1 protein-coding gene (running past one end of the window) is annotated in these 18141 nt (G+C 61.2%); it reads left to right on the top strand.

All coding sequences use genetic code 11. The features are described from left to right. The coding region annotated (locus IVB47_RS29025; protein WP_247466465.1) for a tandem-95 repeat protein crosses the window boundary (this coding region is incomplete at its 3' end): on the top strand, nucleotides 1-18141 show 18141 of its 32175 nt. The annotated region extends 14034 nt beyond the left edge of the window.

The raw sequence follows: 18141 nt of genomic DNA, 5'->3' as shown, positions 1-18141 counted from the left end.
GTCGCCGATCCCAATCGCAAGCCCGTCAGCTTTGATCCGAGCGTCAGTGGCGGGCTCATCGGTAATGCGCCGCCGGTCTTCATCACCTATCCGGTGATGTCGGCGACGGCGGGGCAAGCCTACACCTACAAGCCCACGGCTTACGATCCGAACGGCGATCCTATCTCGTTCGTGCTGGTGAAGGGGCCGGCCGGCATGACGATCGACGCCGCGACCGGGCTGGTGTCCTGGATGCCGACGACGAGCAGCCTTGGTCAAACCACCGTGGTCCTACAAGCCTACGATGCCGGCGGTGCCTACGACACCCAGACGTTCACGCTCGGCGTGACGGGCGTGAATCGAGCGCCGGTCCTGACAACGATTCCTGCGGAGGTCGACGGCAAGGAAGGTGACACGCTCAAGATCGCCGTGCAGGCCACCGATCTCGACAACGACAAGCTGATCTACTGGGCCAACAACCTGCCGCCGGGCGCCACGTTCGACGCGCAACAGCACGCGCTGATCTGGACGCCGGATTTCCATTCCGCCGGCACCTACAACAACGTCACTTTCGTCGCCAGCGACGGCGTTCACGAGGTCAGCCAGGTCACCATCGTCGTGATTGCGCCGACACCGCAACCGCCGAAGCTGGTCAAGCCGGCCAATTTCATTGGCAATGAAGGCGAGGTGGTTCGTATCGCGCTGCAGGCGACCGATGTCGATGGATTGCCGCTCACTTATTCGAGCAATCTCCTCCCGCCTGGCGGCTTCCTCGATCCCAAGACGGGCGTCTTCACCTGGACGCCCGACTACACGCAGCACGGCGTTTACTTCATCCCGTTCACGGTCAGCAATGGCGTGGCCAGCACCACCCAGACCACGACGGTCGTGGTGCAGAACATCAACGCTGCGCCCGTCTTCCAGAATCTCGATACCTTCCAGGGACCGGAAGGACAGAAGGTCCAATTCCGCGTCCAGGCTTATGACGCAGACAATCCGAGCTTCACGCCGCCGGACCGCGCCGCCGACGGCTCTCTGGTCCAGAACGGCGATCTCAACGTCACGACGGTCAACTATTCGCTGAGCGGCATGCCGCAAGGCGCGACCTTCGATCCCGATACGTTGATGTTCAGCTGGACTCCCGGCTTCGGTGACGCCGGACAGCACGTGGTCACCATCACGGCGACCGACGATGGCGATGGCACGGGCCAGCCGAAGGTCGTGACCCAGCAGGTCACGCTCAACGTCCTCAACGTTAACCGCGCTCCGCAGGTCACGGCGATCGCCAACCAGAGCGTCGATCACGACGGCACGCTGAACGTGCCGGTCTCGGCGGTCGATGCCGATGGTGATCCGCTCAAGCTTACGATGCTCGGCGTGCCCGCTTTCGGCAAGTTCGTCGACAATGGCGACGGCACCGGCGTCTTCACGTTCAAGCCGACCGCCGATGACAAGGGCAATTACACGATCTTCCTGACCGCCACCGACGACGGCGACGGCAACGGCGCCAATGCCGCGTTGTCGAACACCCAGTCGTTCGTCGTCACCGTCAACGCGCCGGACCGGCCACCGCACATCGCTCCGATCGGAGACAAGGTCGCCGTCGTCGGCGAGCAGTTCCAGCTCGTTATCAAGGCGACCGACGCCGATCAGGACGCCCTGACATTCGGCGCGACCGGGCTTCCGCCCAGTGCGACGCTGACGTCGAACGGTGTCTACGGGCAAAAGGTCCTGACCTGGACACCGACCAGCGGTGACGTCGGCAAGTACAGCATCCTGGTGTCGGCCACGGACAGCGGCAATGGCGATCCAGCCGCCATTTTGACCGATCACCAGCTGTTCACTTTGACGGTCCGCACCAGCAACCAGGCTCCGGTGTGGGTCGCGGCCGGCAACCAGACGATTGCGTCCAACCAGACGCTGAGCGTGTCTTTGCGTGCGATCGATCCCGACGGAGACACCGTCACCTATTCGGCGACAAACCTGCCGGTCGGTGCGAAGATCGATTCGGTTTCGGGCGTCCTGACCTGGACTCCCGGCCTGGTTCAGGTCGGCAAGTACAGCGGTATCGTGTTGTCGGCCACCGACGGCAGCCTGACGGCGACGCAGACCATCGCGATTACGGTGATTGCGTCCAACGAAGCGCCGCACTTCATTCCTCTGCAGCAACAGTCCGGTCGCGAAGGCACCAAGCTGCAATTTGCGATCTCGGCTGCAGATGCCAACGACGACGCGCTGACCTACAGCGTGATTTCAGTGCTGCCGACCGGTGCGACCTTCGACGCATCGACAGCCCAACTCATCTGGACGCCAGGCTTCGAACAAGCTGGCGACTACGCGGTCAAGTTTAGGGTTGTCGATCCCGGCGGTCTCGGCGATACGCTCACCGCCAACATCCATATCGACAATCTCGACCGTGCGCCGACCCTGGATGTCACCGACCATGGCGTGGTGGTCGGCCAGCCATTCAACCTGCAGCTGGCGGCCGCCGACCCCGATCTCAACACCCAGCTCGGCTTCTCGGCCCTCGGCTTGCCCGAGGGAGCGACGCTCGATGCTCACACCGGGCTTTTGACCTGGACGCCGGGCCCGACCCAGACTGGCGACTACGCGATCAAATACACAGTGACCGACGGCGAATTGAGTACGTCGAAGGTCGCGACGCTGCGCGCGACGCTAAATCCGGTTGCGCCTCAGGTCATCGTCGAGATCACGCCGAGCTTCCCCGGCGTTCCCGGCACGGCCGTGCTGCTGCATGTCGCCGCTTCGGGCATGGCTCCGATCGCCGGACTGACCTTGTCGGTCAACGGCCAGGCCTTGACGCTCGATAGTCATGGGCGCGCCAGCTACACGCCGCAAGCGCCGGGCGTGTTCTCTATCGACGCTACGGCGACCGACTCCGATGGCCGCGCCGGCTCCGCACATACCGTGCTGAAGGTCCGCGACCCGAACGACAACGCCGCGCCGGTCGTGTCGTTCGACAATGTCGCCAATCATGCGCTGCTGACATCGGCGCTCGATCTCCACGCGACCGTCAGCGATACCAATCTAGATTCATGGGTGCTCGAGCAGGCTCTGGTTGGCTCGAGCGATTTCACGACCGTCGCGAGCGGTGCCACGCCGGTCAACGGCACGGTCTATCACTTCGATCCCGCCAATCTGCGCAGCGGCGCTTATCAGCTTCGGTTGACCGCGACCAATGTGAGCGGTCGCACCTCCACAGTGCAGACCATCGTCGAAGCCGATGCTCCCACAAAGCCGGCGGCCTATATCCAGAACTTCACGGATCTGTCGGTGGTATTGGGCGGTACGACCGTCAACCTTGTACGATCCTATTCCTCGCTCGATCAGAACATCGCAGGATCGTTCGGCTACGGCTGGCGTTTCGCCAATCTGGATCCGCTGGTTCAGACCAGCATTCCGTCGACCGGCAAGGAAGCGCTCGGCATCTACAATCCGTTCGTCGACGGCACGCGCGTCTATCTGACGCTGCCGGACGGACAGCGCGTCGGATTTACGTTCACGCCCGAGAAGCACGTGCAGTTGGGCGTGACCTACTATACGGCGGCATTCACCGCAGATCCCGGCGTGACCTACCGGCTCGAGACATCGTCGGTGCCGCTCAGCAAGGGGCCCAACGGTTACTACGAGCTCCAGACCGCGAAGCCCTATAATCCGACCAACGGCGCGTTCGGGGCGGCCGATTACACGCTGACGGCCCAGGACGGCACGGTCTATCATCTCAGCACGACGCACGGTGTGCTCGACGAGGTCCTGCCCGGTGGCAACACGCTGCATTTCAGCGACGGCGGCATCGTCGCGTCGAACGGCGACTCAGTGCAGTTCACCCGCGACGCTGCGGGCCGCATCACCTCGTTCGTGGCATCCGACGGCACGCGCGTCATCTATTCCTACGACGGCGCGGGCAATCTTGCCTCCGCCCACAACACCAACACAGGACTGAGCAGCCGCTACGGCTATGCCGTCACCGCTCCGCATCAACTGATCGTCGCGACCTCGCCGACCAGCGCGGCCGGCAGTGTCATCAATTACGGCACCACGGCACAGGTCGCGCCACTTAACGTGAACCTCGGCGGGCCCAGCGATTTTGAAACCACCAGCTATGAGGGCTCTCTCTTGGCGGGCGGCGCCGACCATCTGGCCTTCAATCTGCGGCCCTCGGAGCTGAAATCGGCGCCAACTGGTAACATCTTGCTGGGTGTCCAGATCACAGCGGCGAATGGCAGCGCTTTGCAGCCGGGCGTGGCGACGATCGATGGCTTGACGCCGCTGGTCCAGCGCAGCGGCAACGGGACGTCTTACGCGCTCTTCTCCATCGGCCGCGACGGCGTCAACTTGCTCAAGGTACTCGGCGCGAACGGCGCAACCTCGGGCGCCTATACCGTGCAGCTTTTCGTGGTCGGCGATGCCAATGAGGATGGTGCGGTCGACGGACTCGACAGCGCGCTGTTGAACCAGGCCTTCGGCAGGTCCGCTGGACAGGCCGGCTATGTGCTCGGTGCCGACGCCAACCGCGACGGCATCGTCAATGCCGCCGACGCGCAGTTGCTCGGTAACAACTACGGTTTCCTCGCTGCGCCGCCGCCGATAGCACAGAACACGGACGCCCTGACCCACATCGATCTTCCGCTGGCGATCGACCTGAATACGATTGCGAGCGATCCAGAAGGCGATCCGCTCTACTTCAAGCTTGTCTCCTCCCACGACGGTACGGCGACACTGAATCCGGATGGTCACACTGTGACCTTCATCCCCGGGCTCGGCTTCTCCGGCCATGCCGATTTCGAATATCAGGCGGACGACGGCTTCAACAAATCGACGGTCGCGACCGTTTCGGTCGACGTCAGCACCGCCGCGCTGGTCAAGCTCGACTTCCAGAACCGTGCGCCGCGTCTCGGCGAGGGCGGCACCCAGACCATGGTGCTGGTCGGCGATTTCGAGGATCAGCAGGGCGTGGTGCTGCCGGCGTCCTACGTCTCGCTCCAGACGCTGGATCCATTGGTCGCATCGGTCTCCGCCGCCAAAGGCCAGGTGACAGCGCTGCACAATGGCACCACCGTGCTGCTGGCGACCAGCCATGGTGTCACTGGCGCGACGGCTGTTACCGTCGGCGTTCCCGTCAGCGCGCTCGGGCAGCGCCTCTACAATGAGGGCATCGATCTTTATCCGCTCGCGGTCTCGCTGAACGCCAATGGCGGCACGCGGCAGTTCGACGTGCATCCGGGCGACGACCAGTTGCTGACCACCGACCTGGCCTCGGCGTCGACCGGCACGCTCTATTATGTCAGCAGGCCGGGAATCGTTTCGATCAGCGCCGACGGCCTGATGACGGCGATCGCGCCGGGCACAGTGACCGTCACCATCATCAACGGTGCTGCCGAAGTTGTGGTTCCCGTGAAGGTGCAGGTACCGCAGACCGGCAACGTGACCGTCGGCACCGACGGCGCCGTGGTGCAGGGCAGCGACGGTTCTACCGTCGCGGTGCCGCCCGGCGTGCTCGACAGCGGTACGACGGTCAGCATCACGCCGGCGGGTCCCGCGGACCTGCCGCAGGCGATGCCGAACGGTTTCCGTTATGCCGCTGCGTTCAACCTCGATCTAGGGCCGACGCCGCTCAACGTACCTGTCCAACTCGCCATCAAGGTGGATCCGTCGATCCCGGTCGGCACCAAAGTTTATTTCTTCCAGGCCGGCGACTATCTCAACGACGACGGCACCACGCGCCCGATCTGGTGGCAGGTCGAGAACGGCGTGGTCGGCGCCGACGGTTACGCGCACACGAATTCACCGCCGTATAATGGTGTCAACGGCAAGTCGCTGTACATGGTCGGCTATGGCGACTCGAATCTGGGGACTGTGCAGCTCCAGCAGGCGCTCGCCAGCCAGGCTTCGTTCTCGGTCGCGATCAATGGTGGCGGCGGCGGCGGCTTCATGGGCTCGTATTCTTCGGGCACCGGCAACGTGCTCGCTACAATGGCCGTCCCGTCCGCTCCCCAGCCCCAGACCTTCGCGATACAACTCCTGACGCCCGACACGCTACCGGTTACGACGCAGGCGAATTATCAGATCGATCCCGGCAAGGTCAGCACGTTCCAGACCCGATTTGTGCCCCCGCCGACGCTCGACCTGAACGCCCCGAAGATCACAGGCGCTAAGGTGGCATTCGTTGCCAATCCCGGTGATTCAACCGGAGCCTCGACGCATGCAGAGGTCGTGCTGACCGGCGAGTTCGTGTCGCAGAACCAGGCGTCACCGACGGTCGTCGTCACATTCACGATGCCGGACGGCAGGCCGTTGTCGACCGTCGTCTTGGCCAGCAATGAGCTTCACGTTAGCGTGCCAACGGGCGTGACTCTCGGGCTGGCTCAGATCACGGTCACCCGCACGGTCAACGTGCCGGCCTTCCAGAACGGCCACGTCGAGCAGGCCAAGCGCGACCTCGTCAGCAACGTGGCGAAGATCAATCCCAACGGCACCTATGTGTTCGTGACCGCGCCAGAGACCAAGTGGTCGTCGGCTGGCGTGGAAGGCGATCTCGTCGTTCTCAACGGCGACGCCAGTTCCGGTAGGGTCGGCGACATCGTGGCCCGCATTCCTCTCGAGCCAGGGACGGACAAGGATCCGACTGTCGCTTACCCCCGCGATGTCGCGATCACACCGGATAATACGCGCGCCTATGTCACGCTTCTTGGAACCGGCCGCGTCGCGGTCGTGGATACTGTCACCCTCCAGGAGATCGATGTCACCGGTGACCGCAATCCATTGAAGATCGCGCCGCACCCGATTGCTGCACCGAACGGGGTGGCAGTTGATCCTCAGTTGGACGACGCCGTTCTGACAGATCCCATCGAGGTTCGCGGAACGATCAACATCACAAACCTGGCGACGTGGAAGCTTCAGCTCATCTCGCTCGACAATGGCGATGTCCTCGACGTCCCGCCGTCGGCGGACACCGGGAAGCCTGTTTCGAGCGGCGTTCTGGCGACACTCAATCCGGCCGCGTTCAAGTCGGGCTTCTACAAGGTGATGCTGACTGCCGAGGACAAGAACGGGAACACTTTCGTCGACGCGTCACTCTATGTCGACCTCGAGGCAAAGCCCACCTACAAGGAAATCCGTATGCCGTTCGGGGCCCAGCCCTACGGTATCGCGATCTCCCCGGACGGGAAATTCGCCTATGTCGCAGCTCACAATCCCTATTTGATCCAGGGCACTGCCTCGTCCTACATCTTCCAGATCGATATCGACCCGACGTCACCGACTTACAATCGTGTCATACGCAACATCGCGGTCGGCAGCGTCGCACTCTCGGGCCTCGACCAGGCCAACCAGGATCTCTACACGTCAAGCTCCATCGCGCCGTCCGGCTTCCGCAATCTGTCCGTGTCGAACGACGGTCTGCACGTCTACGCTACGGCGCCGAACGAGAATTCCGATCCGAACGGCGCTCACGCGTGGACAAAACTTCCGGGCAGTCTGATCGACATCGATCTGACCCAGACCTTTGCCAAGGGCTTCGCGCCAACCGCGAAAGTCATTCCAGGTGCAAGCGGGACCAGCGGCGTCACAGTCGCGCCGAACGGGCAAGTGGCGTTTACCAACTCCGGCTCGGACGCCGGCGGCGTCTTCGTCGTCAATCAGTCGGCCGGCACGAAGCAAATCATCCCGCTCGATCTCGACAAGCTCGCCACCGCAAGCAACTCGCAACTGTCGGTCCACAATGCCGGCAGCATCGTCTTCACACCGGATGGAAGCTATGCCTTCGTCACGGGGCGCGCCGACCAGCTCAATTCCGTGTTTGGAGGCGGGTACAACGGCATCGGGCTCAACGCGACCGGCGTCAGCGGCTACCTCGACCAGACCGCCAATCCGCTGTATATGGACGGCAACGTCGGCATCATCAAGGATCCGTTCGGTCCGAATCCGCAGCTCATCGCTGCGACGCGGCCGATTCCGTTCGGCTTTCCGGACGATCTCGCGCTCTCCGACGACGGCCAGTATCTCTACGTGTCATATCAAGGGCTGCCGGGGCAGGGCGGAACAGGCGGCGTGCTCGTATTCGACGCCAAGGCGATGCTTGCGCAGGTCGCAAGCAGCCTGGCGGCGAATTCGTCGGGCTCGTTGTTGCGCAAGGTGGCAATCGACGATCTGCCGTTGAGCGACGCCAGTACGCGCCAGGAAAACCCCCTGATCGACATCAGGGCCGATTATCTCTTGCATGTGGAAAACGGAGTGCCGGTGTTCGGCACTCCCGCAGGCAGTACGCGTGGGCCGGTCGTGACGGGCGGCCGTCCGGGCGGCATCGCTGTGATGCACAGCCCCACACCGCAATTGGTTGTCTACCAGCGTGTCTCGGATGTCGCCGCCGGCAATAAGAATTTGCTGCCGGGGCTAAATCTCATCCCGACATTGGATCTCTCGATCCCCGCGACCCGAGTTGACGAAATCGGCGGCAACGTCGTTGCGGAAAACGCCGACTTCATCTTCACGCTCGATATCATATCGAAAGTGACGCTCACCATCGACGGCAAGGTCGCGACCAATGTCGGCAATGCGCTTGATCCGTCGCATTCAGTCGCGACGTTCAAGGACGTCACGCTGCTGCCGGGCGTCTATCACTACCTGATCAACCCCGTCGACAGTCTCGCCCCCAACCTCAAGAACCACACCTATGTTTTGACCGCGACGGCCGTTCCGGGCGCGACACTCTTGAATCCGACCGCGGCGTTCGCTGCTGTTACGCCCAAGGTCGGCGTCGCAGCCGGCAAGCTCAAGAGCGAGCTCGACATGGACCAGGCGGCGCCGGTGGGACACACCATCGTCGACGGCGTGGATCTGTGGGACGGCCATCTGGTCGTCTCCAGCCCGGACGTGAGCCTTCCGGGCCGGGGGCTCTCGCTCGATTTCAACCGCATCTACACGAGCCAAGGTGATTCTAGCGACGGTCCGCTCGGCGCCGGATGGACCGACAGCTACAATGTGAAGATCGTCCAGGACGACAAGGGGTATCTAACGGTTGTCGGCGGCGACGCGACTGGAAACACGTTCGGCCCGACGGGGCACACAGGTGGGGACACGGCCGCCTACGGCATTCCCGCCGAACTGGCGGCCACGGCGTTGTTTTTCGATCCACAGCCCGGATATCACTCGGTGCTGGTGCAGCCCGATACCACCAAGGCGGCCCTCGATTTCTACACCACAGCTCATGTCCGCTATCATTTCGAGTTGGAGCCGAACCTCCAACCTTACAACAAGATCTACACGCTGCGGTCGATCACGGATCCCAACGGTGACCGGATCGATCTCTATTATTCGAAGAGCCAGCCCGTCGACCCGCATTTCGGCCTAAGTGACGATCTCAAGAGCAAGCTCGACGATGATTCGACGACGCTTGACCTCGTCAAGGATCAGGCCGGAAGAGCGTTCCTTTTCACATATGCTTTCATCTTCGGCGAGAAGCGACTGGTCGAATTGAAGGGCTACGACACGACCAGCCCCAATCACGATCTGCTTGGGCTGGACATCCAATACAGGTACGACGACGGTTACGGCAATCTGACTAGCGTGACCCAGGTCGGCTCGCTTCCCGACGGCAGTGACACGCGTACCGAGACGTATACTTACACGCCCGGCGACGACCGTCTCAGCCACAACATGCTCACACACACTGCTCCGGGCAACGGCACGGACGGCGGCACGTTGACGACCACCTATGTCTACTATCCGCAGGTGTCAGACGACGCCGGTGCGCTGCCTACCACGGGTACAGATCCGCGCATCGATGCGTACTTCCAGCGCCTGAACCTCGAAGGCGAGCGGATCATGGAGGTCCATGCGCCCGGCGGTGAGACCGGCAGGTCAGACGAATCGGTCATGACCTTCAAATATGATTTTGGGGGCAAGACACGAACGGTGTCGGATCCCCGACCGGGAGTGGCGGCCACCGTATACACGCTCAACGCCTACGGAGCGACCGTCAAGATCGAGGCACCGGAAGGGCGCACCACCACGATGGTTTGGGCGACGCCGCAGACGCCGCACCCGGAGGCCTTCGAGGGGTCCGGGAAAAACGGCAAGGACGTCGAACTCGTGTCGGTCACGGATGCGGACGGCCAGACTATTTCCTACGTCTACGATGAGCTTGGCAATGCCGTGAAGATCACGACGTCATTCAGTGGCGGTCTGGAGGATGTGACGGACAGTGCCGGCAATGCTGTTTCGGAAATCGTCGTGCTCAAGAGCTACGATCCCAAATTCAACAAGCTGCAGAGCGTAACCGACGCCGAGAAAAACGTCACGACCTACAAGTACGACGACTACGGCAATACGCTTTCGAGCTCGGATGCCGTGGGCACGCTGATCTCGAATGAATTCTCCGCGGCAAACACGTTCAGCGCGAACTTCGGCCCTGGTGATCTGCTCAAGACCACCGATGCGCAGCTCCATACGACCAGGTTCCTCGCCTATAACGCGTTCGGCTTTGCGACAAAGATCCAGGATGCTGTGGGAATCGTCACGACACGCACGTACGACGTAAGAGGGCGGTTGACGGATGAAAGCGACACGAGCGGTCATCGCGTGCACTACGAGTATGACGGGCTCAATCGCCTGCTCAGCCAGACCGCCTATGACGACCGTCTGCACACGACTGCCTCTCCCGGTGTCGATTGGGCAGAGCGGCTGGTCTACACCTACTTTGCGGGCGGCCAGATCGCGACGAGCACGGACGGCCTGAATCAGACCACCACTTACGAATACGACAAGGGTAATCGTGTCGTTCGCAAGACGATGAAGGACGTCGCACAGGCAGACGGTAGCAGCGTTACCTTGCAATGGCAGTATTCATATGATCAGGATGGAAATGTCACCAGCGACATCGACGCGGCACAGATTGTCCACCAGTACACCTACGACGGTCTGAACCGCCAGAAGACCGTCACGGTCGTGAGTGGTCCGGCGGGAAATCAGACGTCCACCGTCATTTTGAAAACCTTCTACGACCCGATCGTCAAAACCTTTGACATCGACCTGAACGGTAACAAGACCACCTACGCCTACGATGGCCTCTACCGGCAGGTCTCCGCCACCTTCAACGTTCCCGCCGATCAGTACGGCACCGGACACGCGTCGGTTAAGACGGCGTACGATCGCGTCGGAAACAAGATATTCCAGTCGGACGCCAACGGACACGGGACGAAATACGTCTACAACGTGGACTATACGCTGAAGTCCGCGGTCGATGCCGTCGGCAATGAGATCGATTATACCTACAGCAACCGCTTGCTCGCGACCGAACTCCACCTGCAAAGCGGGCTCAAGATTGTTTACAGCAATTACGACGGCCGCAACCAGGCTCACAAGATCGAGCAAACCGTGATCAGCGGCACGGGATTGGTCAACGCGTATCTGACGACCTACGACGCCGACTACGCCAGCCGTATTACGACCATCACCGATCCGAACGGTCACAAGACCGAGACTCATATGGACGGGCTCGGCCGCGTGGTCAGTGGGATCGTCGACGCCGGTGGCCTGAATCTGGTGACGACATACAGCTACGACGGCAATGGGAACCTGGTAACGACCCGCGATCCCTGGAATGACGATGTCGACGTCACCAACACGTATGATGGCCTCAACCGGAAGATCAAGTCGGAGTACGTCCATACGTCCGACGATCTACGTCCGCCGGTCGAGGAGTATTTCTACGACGGCGACAACAACGTGGTTCGTTTCATCGACATGCGCGGCAACGCGTACGAGACGAAATACGACAGTCTGAACAGGGTCATCGAACAGACTGCACCCGGATCGCCGCTGACGGTCACCAGCTACAGCTATGACGACGCGAACCATATCAAGACCATCACGGATCCGAACAGGAAGGACACCAAATATCAGTACGATGCGCTGGGGCGCCTCATCTTGGTGACCGACGCGGACGGCAATACGATTCAGAATACGTATGATGGCGTCGATCTTCGGTCCATGGTCGACAAGAAGGGGCTCGAAACCCGCTTTACGTATGACGACGCCAACCGGCTGGTCCTGACGGAGGATGCTCAGTTCAAGGGCGGCCCGGCGCTCACTTCGACCAAGCAGATCTACGACGACGTTCTCAATCGCATGACCACGCAGGATCGGCGGTTCGACGAAGTCGGCTCCGAGACCATCGACCAGTTCGACTCGCTCGGACGATTGACCAGGGAAACCCGCAGCGCGCCCGGCCTGGGTCTGCGCTACGGGAGCCAGGATATCGTCATGACCGAGAAGACGTATGACGGCGTCGGCAACGTTCGCTTCTCGACCGATGCCGACGGCAATACGACCGAGTACCGGTATGACGGCGCCAATCGCATGATCACGATGATCGAGGCGCAAGGCACGCGTGACGAAGGCACGACGACCTACGATTACGACGGCCTGACCAACGATCTGACGATCAGCGATACCGGGCCGAACGGCGTCACGAAGGAGGCGAACTACACCTACGACGCACGCTACAGGTTGGTTAGCCTCACCAACGGCAACAACGAGACGACTGCTTACACCTACGACGAGAACGACAACGTCACCAGCAGGACAGATCCGCTCGTTGCCGGCCATGTCACCCGCTACAAATATGATGCGCTCAACATGCTGACGGAGGTCGACGAGACCAGCCGCGGCGGCGGCCTGACGGAATATGTCTACGACGCCGACCGCAACCTCCGCTTCGAGACGGATGCAGATAACCGCAAGATTGAAAATCGCTACGACGACCTCAATCGCCTGACCGACACGTTTATGGCCGACGGGCAGCATTGGCACTACGGCTACGACGCCAATGGAAACCAGAATCTAGTGATTGATCCGGAGAGTCAGCGCACCGAGATGGTGTATGATTATCTTGATCGGCTGCAGTCTGTTACGTACTCGAACGCCGCCAATCCCTCGCTCGACTACCAGCCGCTTTCGATCGTCTACGCCTACGACGGCAACGGCAACATGAAGTCATCGATCGAGGTCAAGCATGTCGGCAGTGGAAGCGTCACAGAGACCAACCTTTTCACTTATGACGAACTGAATCGTCTGATCGGCTCCACTTATGTCAATGACGGGAAGAGCATTACCTATACTTATGACAAGATGGGCAATCGCAAGTCCGTCACGGACAGCGATCATGTCACGACGACCTACCAATTCGACCATCGCAATCGGTTGAGCGTCGCAACGACGGAAGACGGCGAGACCCGTTACGAGTATTACGCCAACGGCGTGCTGAAGCTGGTCGTCTATCCGAACGGCACGGTGGCGGATTACGGTTTTGCCGACTCCTACGACGACAATAACCGTCTGCTGCATGTCGTCAACCGTAGGGTTGGTTTCGGTCAATCGGCAACCAGCGTGGTTGCTGGCACCATGCCGTCGGCAGACGATCTCATATCGAGCTTCACTTACACCTACGACAAGAACGGAAACCGCAAGTCCCAGGTCGAGGTTCACCATGACATCGACGGGGGCGCGGCCAAGACGACGACTTATTCTTACGATGGGCTGGACCGGCTGACGGAGGTCGCCGACAGCCACGGCGGCGATCTGACCTACACCTACGACAATGTCGGCAACCGTTTGACCGAGAAGGGCAAGGATCCCTCGGATCCAGCCAAGTCGGTTGATCGAACATACGCTTACTATGGCAACTCCAACCGCGTGCGCAGCATCACGAACGCGGTCGATCCGACCAAGAGCATGAGCTTCCTGTACGACGGCAACGGCAACCGGGTTGCCATGACGGTCAACGGCGTGACTACGCCTTATTATTACAACATCCTCGACGAACTGGTATTGACCGCCGCCATCAATGGCGGCCCTGTCGAGTTCGACTACGACACCCAGGGATTGCGGGTCAAAAAACTCACGGCTGCAGGCGAGACGCGCTATCTCTATGCGGCCGGTGCAACGTTGCAGGAATATGACGGCTCCACAGGCGCGACCGAGCGTAAGTACAATTATGGCGTCGGTCTGATCTCGATGACGGGCGTCGATCCGACCGCGAACACGCGTGCGAGCCAGTTCTACATGGTCGACGCTCTGGGAAGCCCCTCGGAATTGACCAACGAAGCCGGAGCCACCCAGGTCAGCCAGGAATTCGACGCGTGGGGACAAATTCTTGCCACCGTGGGCTCGTCGGACAATACGAAGCAGTTCACCGGCCAAGAGCTCGATGTTGAGACCGGGCTGCAATATTTCCGAGCTCGTTACTATGATCCGCTGACCGGCTCGTTCATCAGTCAGGACAGCTATCTCGGCCAGTTCAACCAGCCGACGAGCATGAACCGGTACATCTACGCGTTCGACAATCCGTTGCGTTTTCTCGACCCGACGGGGCACCGGAATATCGAGGACGAAATTCCTGATCCCGAGCCCACCGGTGGAGCGCCGCAGGTGGACAATTCTCAGTTTTGGGAAAACCTTCGCAAGTCTGGACCGTTGGAGGAACACAGAAAGACCACCGAAGAAATGCACGACGAGTACCTGGATAGTGCCATGCCGGGTGGCTCGACACTCGGCTTTGCGGCAAATAGCCACCTTGGCAGGCAGATAGGATACGGGATCGAGAAGGGAGCTCCCATCACCATTCGCGAGAATGAGATGATCCTGGGGGTCGTCAAGGCCGAAGACGAAAGTAAGGCCGCAACGAAGCCGTTCGAATATGGAATTGCGCTCATCGTCACAGCGCCTCTGGCCTTGCCGGAAATCGGGGTCGCTTCACTTGGCGCGGCCGGAGAATTGGCTTGGAGTGGCACGGAAATTCTTGGCATCGCGCAAGCGTCAACCGAGTTCGCGACCGGCCTCGTCAACATGTATTCCGGGACGGAGGTGCCTACGCCGCTCGGAGCTATCTCTCAATTCCTGTCCTCGAAAATTACGGATAGTCCGTCGTGGCAGGGTCCGACGGCCGCATTGCTCGAGCTTGGAATTAGCGTTCTCCTGCACGCAGGCGCTTCCGGAGCCCTCAGTGAAGGCGCGAGTTCCATCGCCAAATCGGTCAACAAATCGGTAAAGACCGTAGGTCTGGAGCACGCGCCGATGACGGGCGCGACAGCTGTCCAAAGGGCTGCGATCCTGGAGATCGCTGCGGCGGAAAATGTCGAAATCGGAATACGAGCGGCGGACCCTCTTACGGCGCTCGGAACCAGGATCGGCAGCTATCTGGGTCTGCCTGCGAAGCCGTTGTCGATAAAGACCAAATCGATCTTCGGCTTCCTCATCGGTGAAGGCGGAGCGTTGACTACGTCGGATCTCGACGTCGCCTTTATCAGGAGGGTTGGCGGGGAATTCCTCAATGCCGAAGACGAACTTAATATCATCACTGCGATCAATGCAAAGTTGGCTAAACCCAATTCCAAGATTGTCATCGAGGACGTCGGAGCGACTCTACAATCACCGATCCAGCACAACTCGCATCTCAATGCCCTGGAAGCATTTGGAGGAACGCTTACCCCTGAAAAGTATCTTGGTATCAAATCTCCAGGCCCGGTTATTCAATTCTCGCCTCGCGGCATCGAAACCCTCTCGGAAATAGACGTCTTCTATGTTGCTGCGGCAAAGGGAGCTGACGTTCCAAGAGGAGTTTCGGCGTTCCAGATGTTCCCTTGGGCGGAAGATAAGGGCTTCGCTTGGGCCAAGTTTCTGGAGCTGAATGCCACCGTCGCGATCACCGAAGGTGGCGCCAGCGGCACACGCACTGTCAGCGACAGCGACCTGGCGACACTGGGGACGATCGCACAGACCATCTGGCAGAATGCGATCGGCGCGACGACCTACCCGACAATCTCGGTTGTGTTCGGCGATTTACCGGACGGCGAACTGGGCGAGGCTCGGGTCGCCGCGGTCGGCTCCGATGGCCTGCCAATCGCAGGCACCATCGTTCTCAGCCGCAATGCCGCGGGTGTGGGCTGGTTTATCGACCCGACACCGCTTGACGATTCCGAGTTCGGCATATCGCCGGGTTCGAGGTCGTATCTCGCAACCGGCAACTCGGCTGCGGCCGGGAAGTACGATCTACTCAGCGTGCTGCTGCACGAAGAAGGACATCTGCTCGGCTTCAACCCCGACATTCCCGGCTTCGCATCGCACGTCGGTCTGATCGGCGGTTCGCAGGTCTTTGTCGGACCCGGCTTCTCCGCCCGGCTGACGCGCGCGCCGGACGACGATCATCTCGACGGCGGCGCTTATCCGAACGATCTGATGTCGGAATCGCTCGCGCCATCTGAGCGTCGCCTGCCGTCTGCCATCGATGCGCAGATCATTGCGGCCGTCCGCAACAGCAGCTTCGGCATGCCGCCGGTCACCGAGCAGCAAATTACGCAGATACTCTCTTCGGCGCATCACGCCGATCTCGTCGCCGCTCAGCTCCCTTCGAACTGGACCAGCCATGGAACCACCACCGTCAGCGGCGGCACCCTGACGCTGATCGAGGATTCCAAAACCCTCTCCGGCCTGTCCGAAAGCTTCGTCGTTCCGGCCGGTGTCGACACGCTCGAATTCACGATCCTGGCCGACCATCTCTTCGCCAACGCCAACGGCAACAATCCGCCGGATGCATTCGAAGTTGCGCTGCTCGACCAGAACGGCAACCCGGTGGACGGCGCGGCGTCAGGCCTCGCCAACACCGATTCGTTCCTCAACATCCAGTCGACCGGCCAGATCTTCTTCGGCACCGGCGTGACCGTCTCGGGCCGCTCGGCGTCTGGCGATGGCGGTTCGCTATCCCAGCTGATCACGGTGAAGAAGGATCTGAGCGGCGTCGCCGCCGGCACCACGCTCACGCTCTATTTCGATCTGCTCGGCTTCGGCGCGGCCGAGAGCTCCGTCACGGTCAACGTCGCGCCCAGCAAGAACCAGGCGCCCGTCGCGAAGGATATTTCGACTGACGTTCAGGAGACCGGCCCGGCCCAGACCGTCACCGCGTCCTTCACCGATGCCGACGCCAACGACACCCACACGTTCGTAATCGACACGACGACCGACCACACCAAGGGCAAGGTCACCGACAACGGCGACGGCACCTTCAGCTACGACCCGAACGGCGCCTTCACCAGCCTCAAGGCCGGCGCCACCGCGACGGATCAATTCCGCTACACCGTGACCGACGCATCAGGTGCGTCCTCGACGGCGCTCGTGGTCATCACCATTCACGGCGAGAACCAGGCCCCGTCCGCGAAGGACGTCATCGCCAATGCCGGGGAACACGGACCGGCAGTGTCCATCGCCGCCTCAGTCACCGACGTCGACGTCGCCGATACCAAGACATTCACGATCGACACAACGACCGACCACACCAAGGGCACCGTCACCAGCAATGGTGATGGCACCTTCAGTTACGATCCGCACGGCGCGTTCGACGGCCTGAAGACCGGCGCGACCGCGACCGACCAGTTCCGCTATACCGTGAAGGACGGCAGCGGCGCGACATCGACCGCGCTGGTGACGGTCACGATCACCGGCCAAAACGAAGCGCCGGTGGCCGCGAATGTGAATAGCGGAGTCTCGCAGCAGGGCCCGGACGTCACCGTCACGGCGTCGTACAGCGATGCCGACATCGGCGACACCGCCAGCTTCACGGTTGACACCACGACAGATGCCACGAAGGGCAAGGTCACCAACAACGGCGATGGCACTTTCAGCTACGATCCGAACGGCGCGTTCAACCTCGCGCTCGGCACGACAGCGACGGATAAATTCCGCTATACGGTGACCGACGGCTCCGGTGCGTCGTCGACCGCGATCGTCACCATCGTCATCACCGCCAGCCCGAACGTGGCGCCGGTGGCCCACGATGTCACAGGCGATGTGAAGGAGCGCGGGCCGGCAACAAAGGTAACCGCCTCGTACACCGATCCTGATCTCGGCGACACCCACAGCTTCACGGTCGACGCCACCGGGACAAAGGGCAAGGTTGTGAACAACGGCGACGGCACCTTCAGCTACGATCCGAACGGCGCCTTCATTGGCCTGAAGGCCGGCCAGACGGCGCAGGACACCTTCCTCTACACCGTGATGGACGCAGCCGGCGTTTCCTCGAGTGCGACCGTGACAATCACCGTCACTGGCGAGAATGATGCCCCGGTGGCAAAGGACCTCGCGGCAGATGTG

The organism is Bradyrhizobium sp. 62 (genome assembly GCF_023073035.1).
In the GTDB taxonomy this organism is placed as follows: domain Bacteria; phylum Pseudomonadota; class Alphaproteobacteria; order Rhizobiales; family Xanthobacteraceae; genus Bradyrhizobium.
Note: the sequence above shows the minus strand (reverse complement) of the source record. Positions and strands in the feature narration are given on the sequence as shown.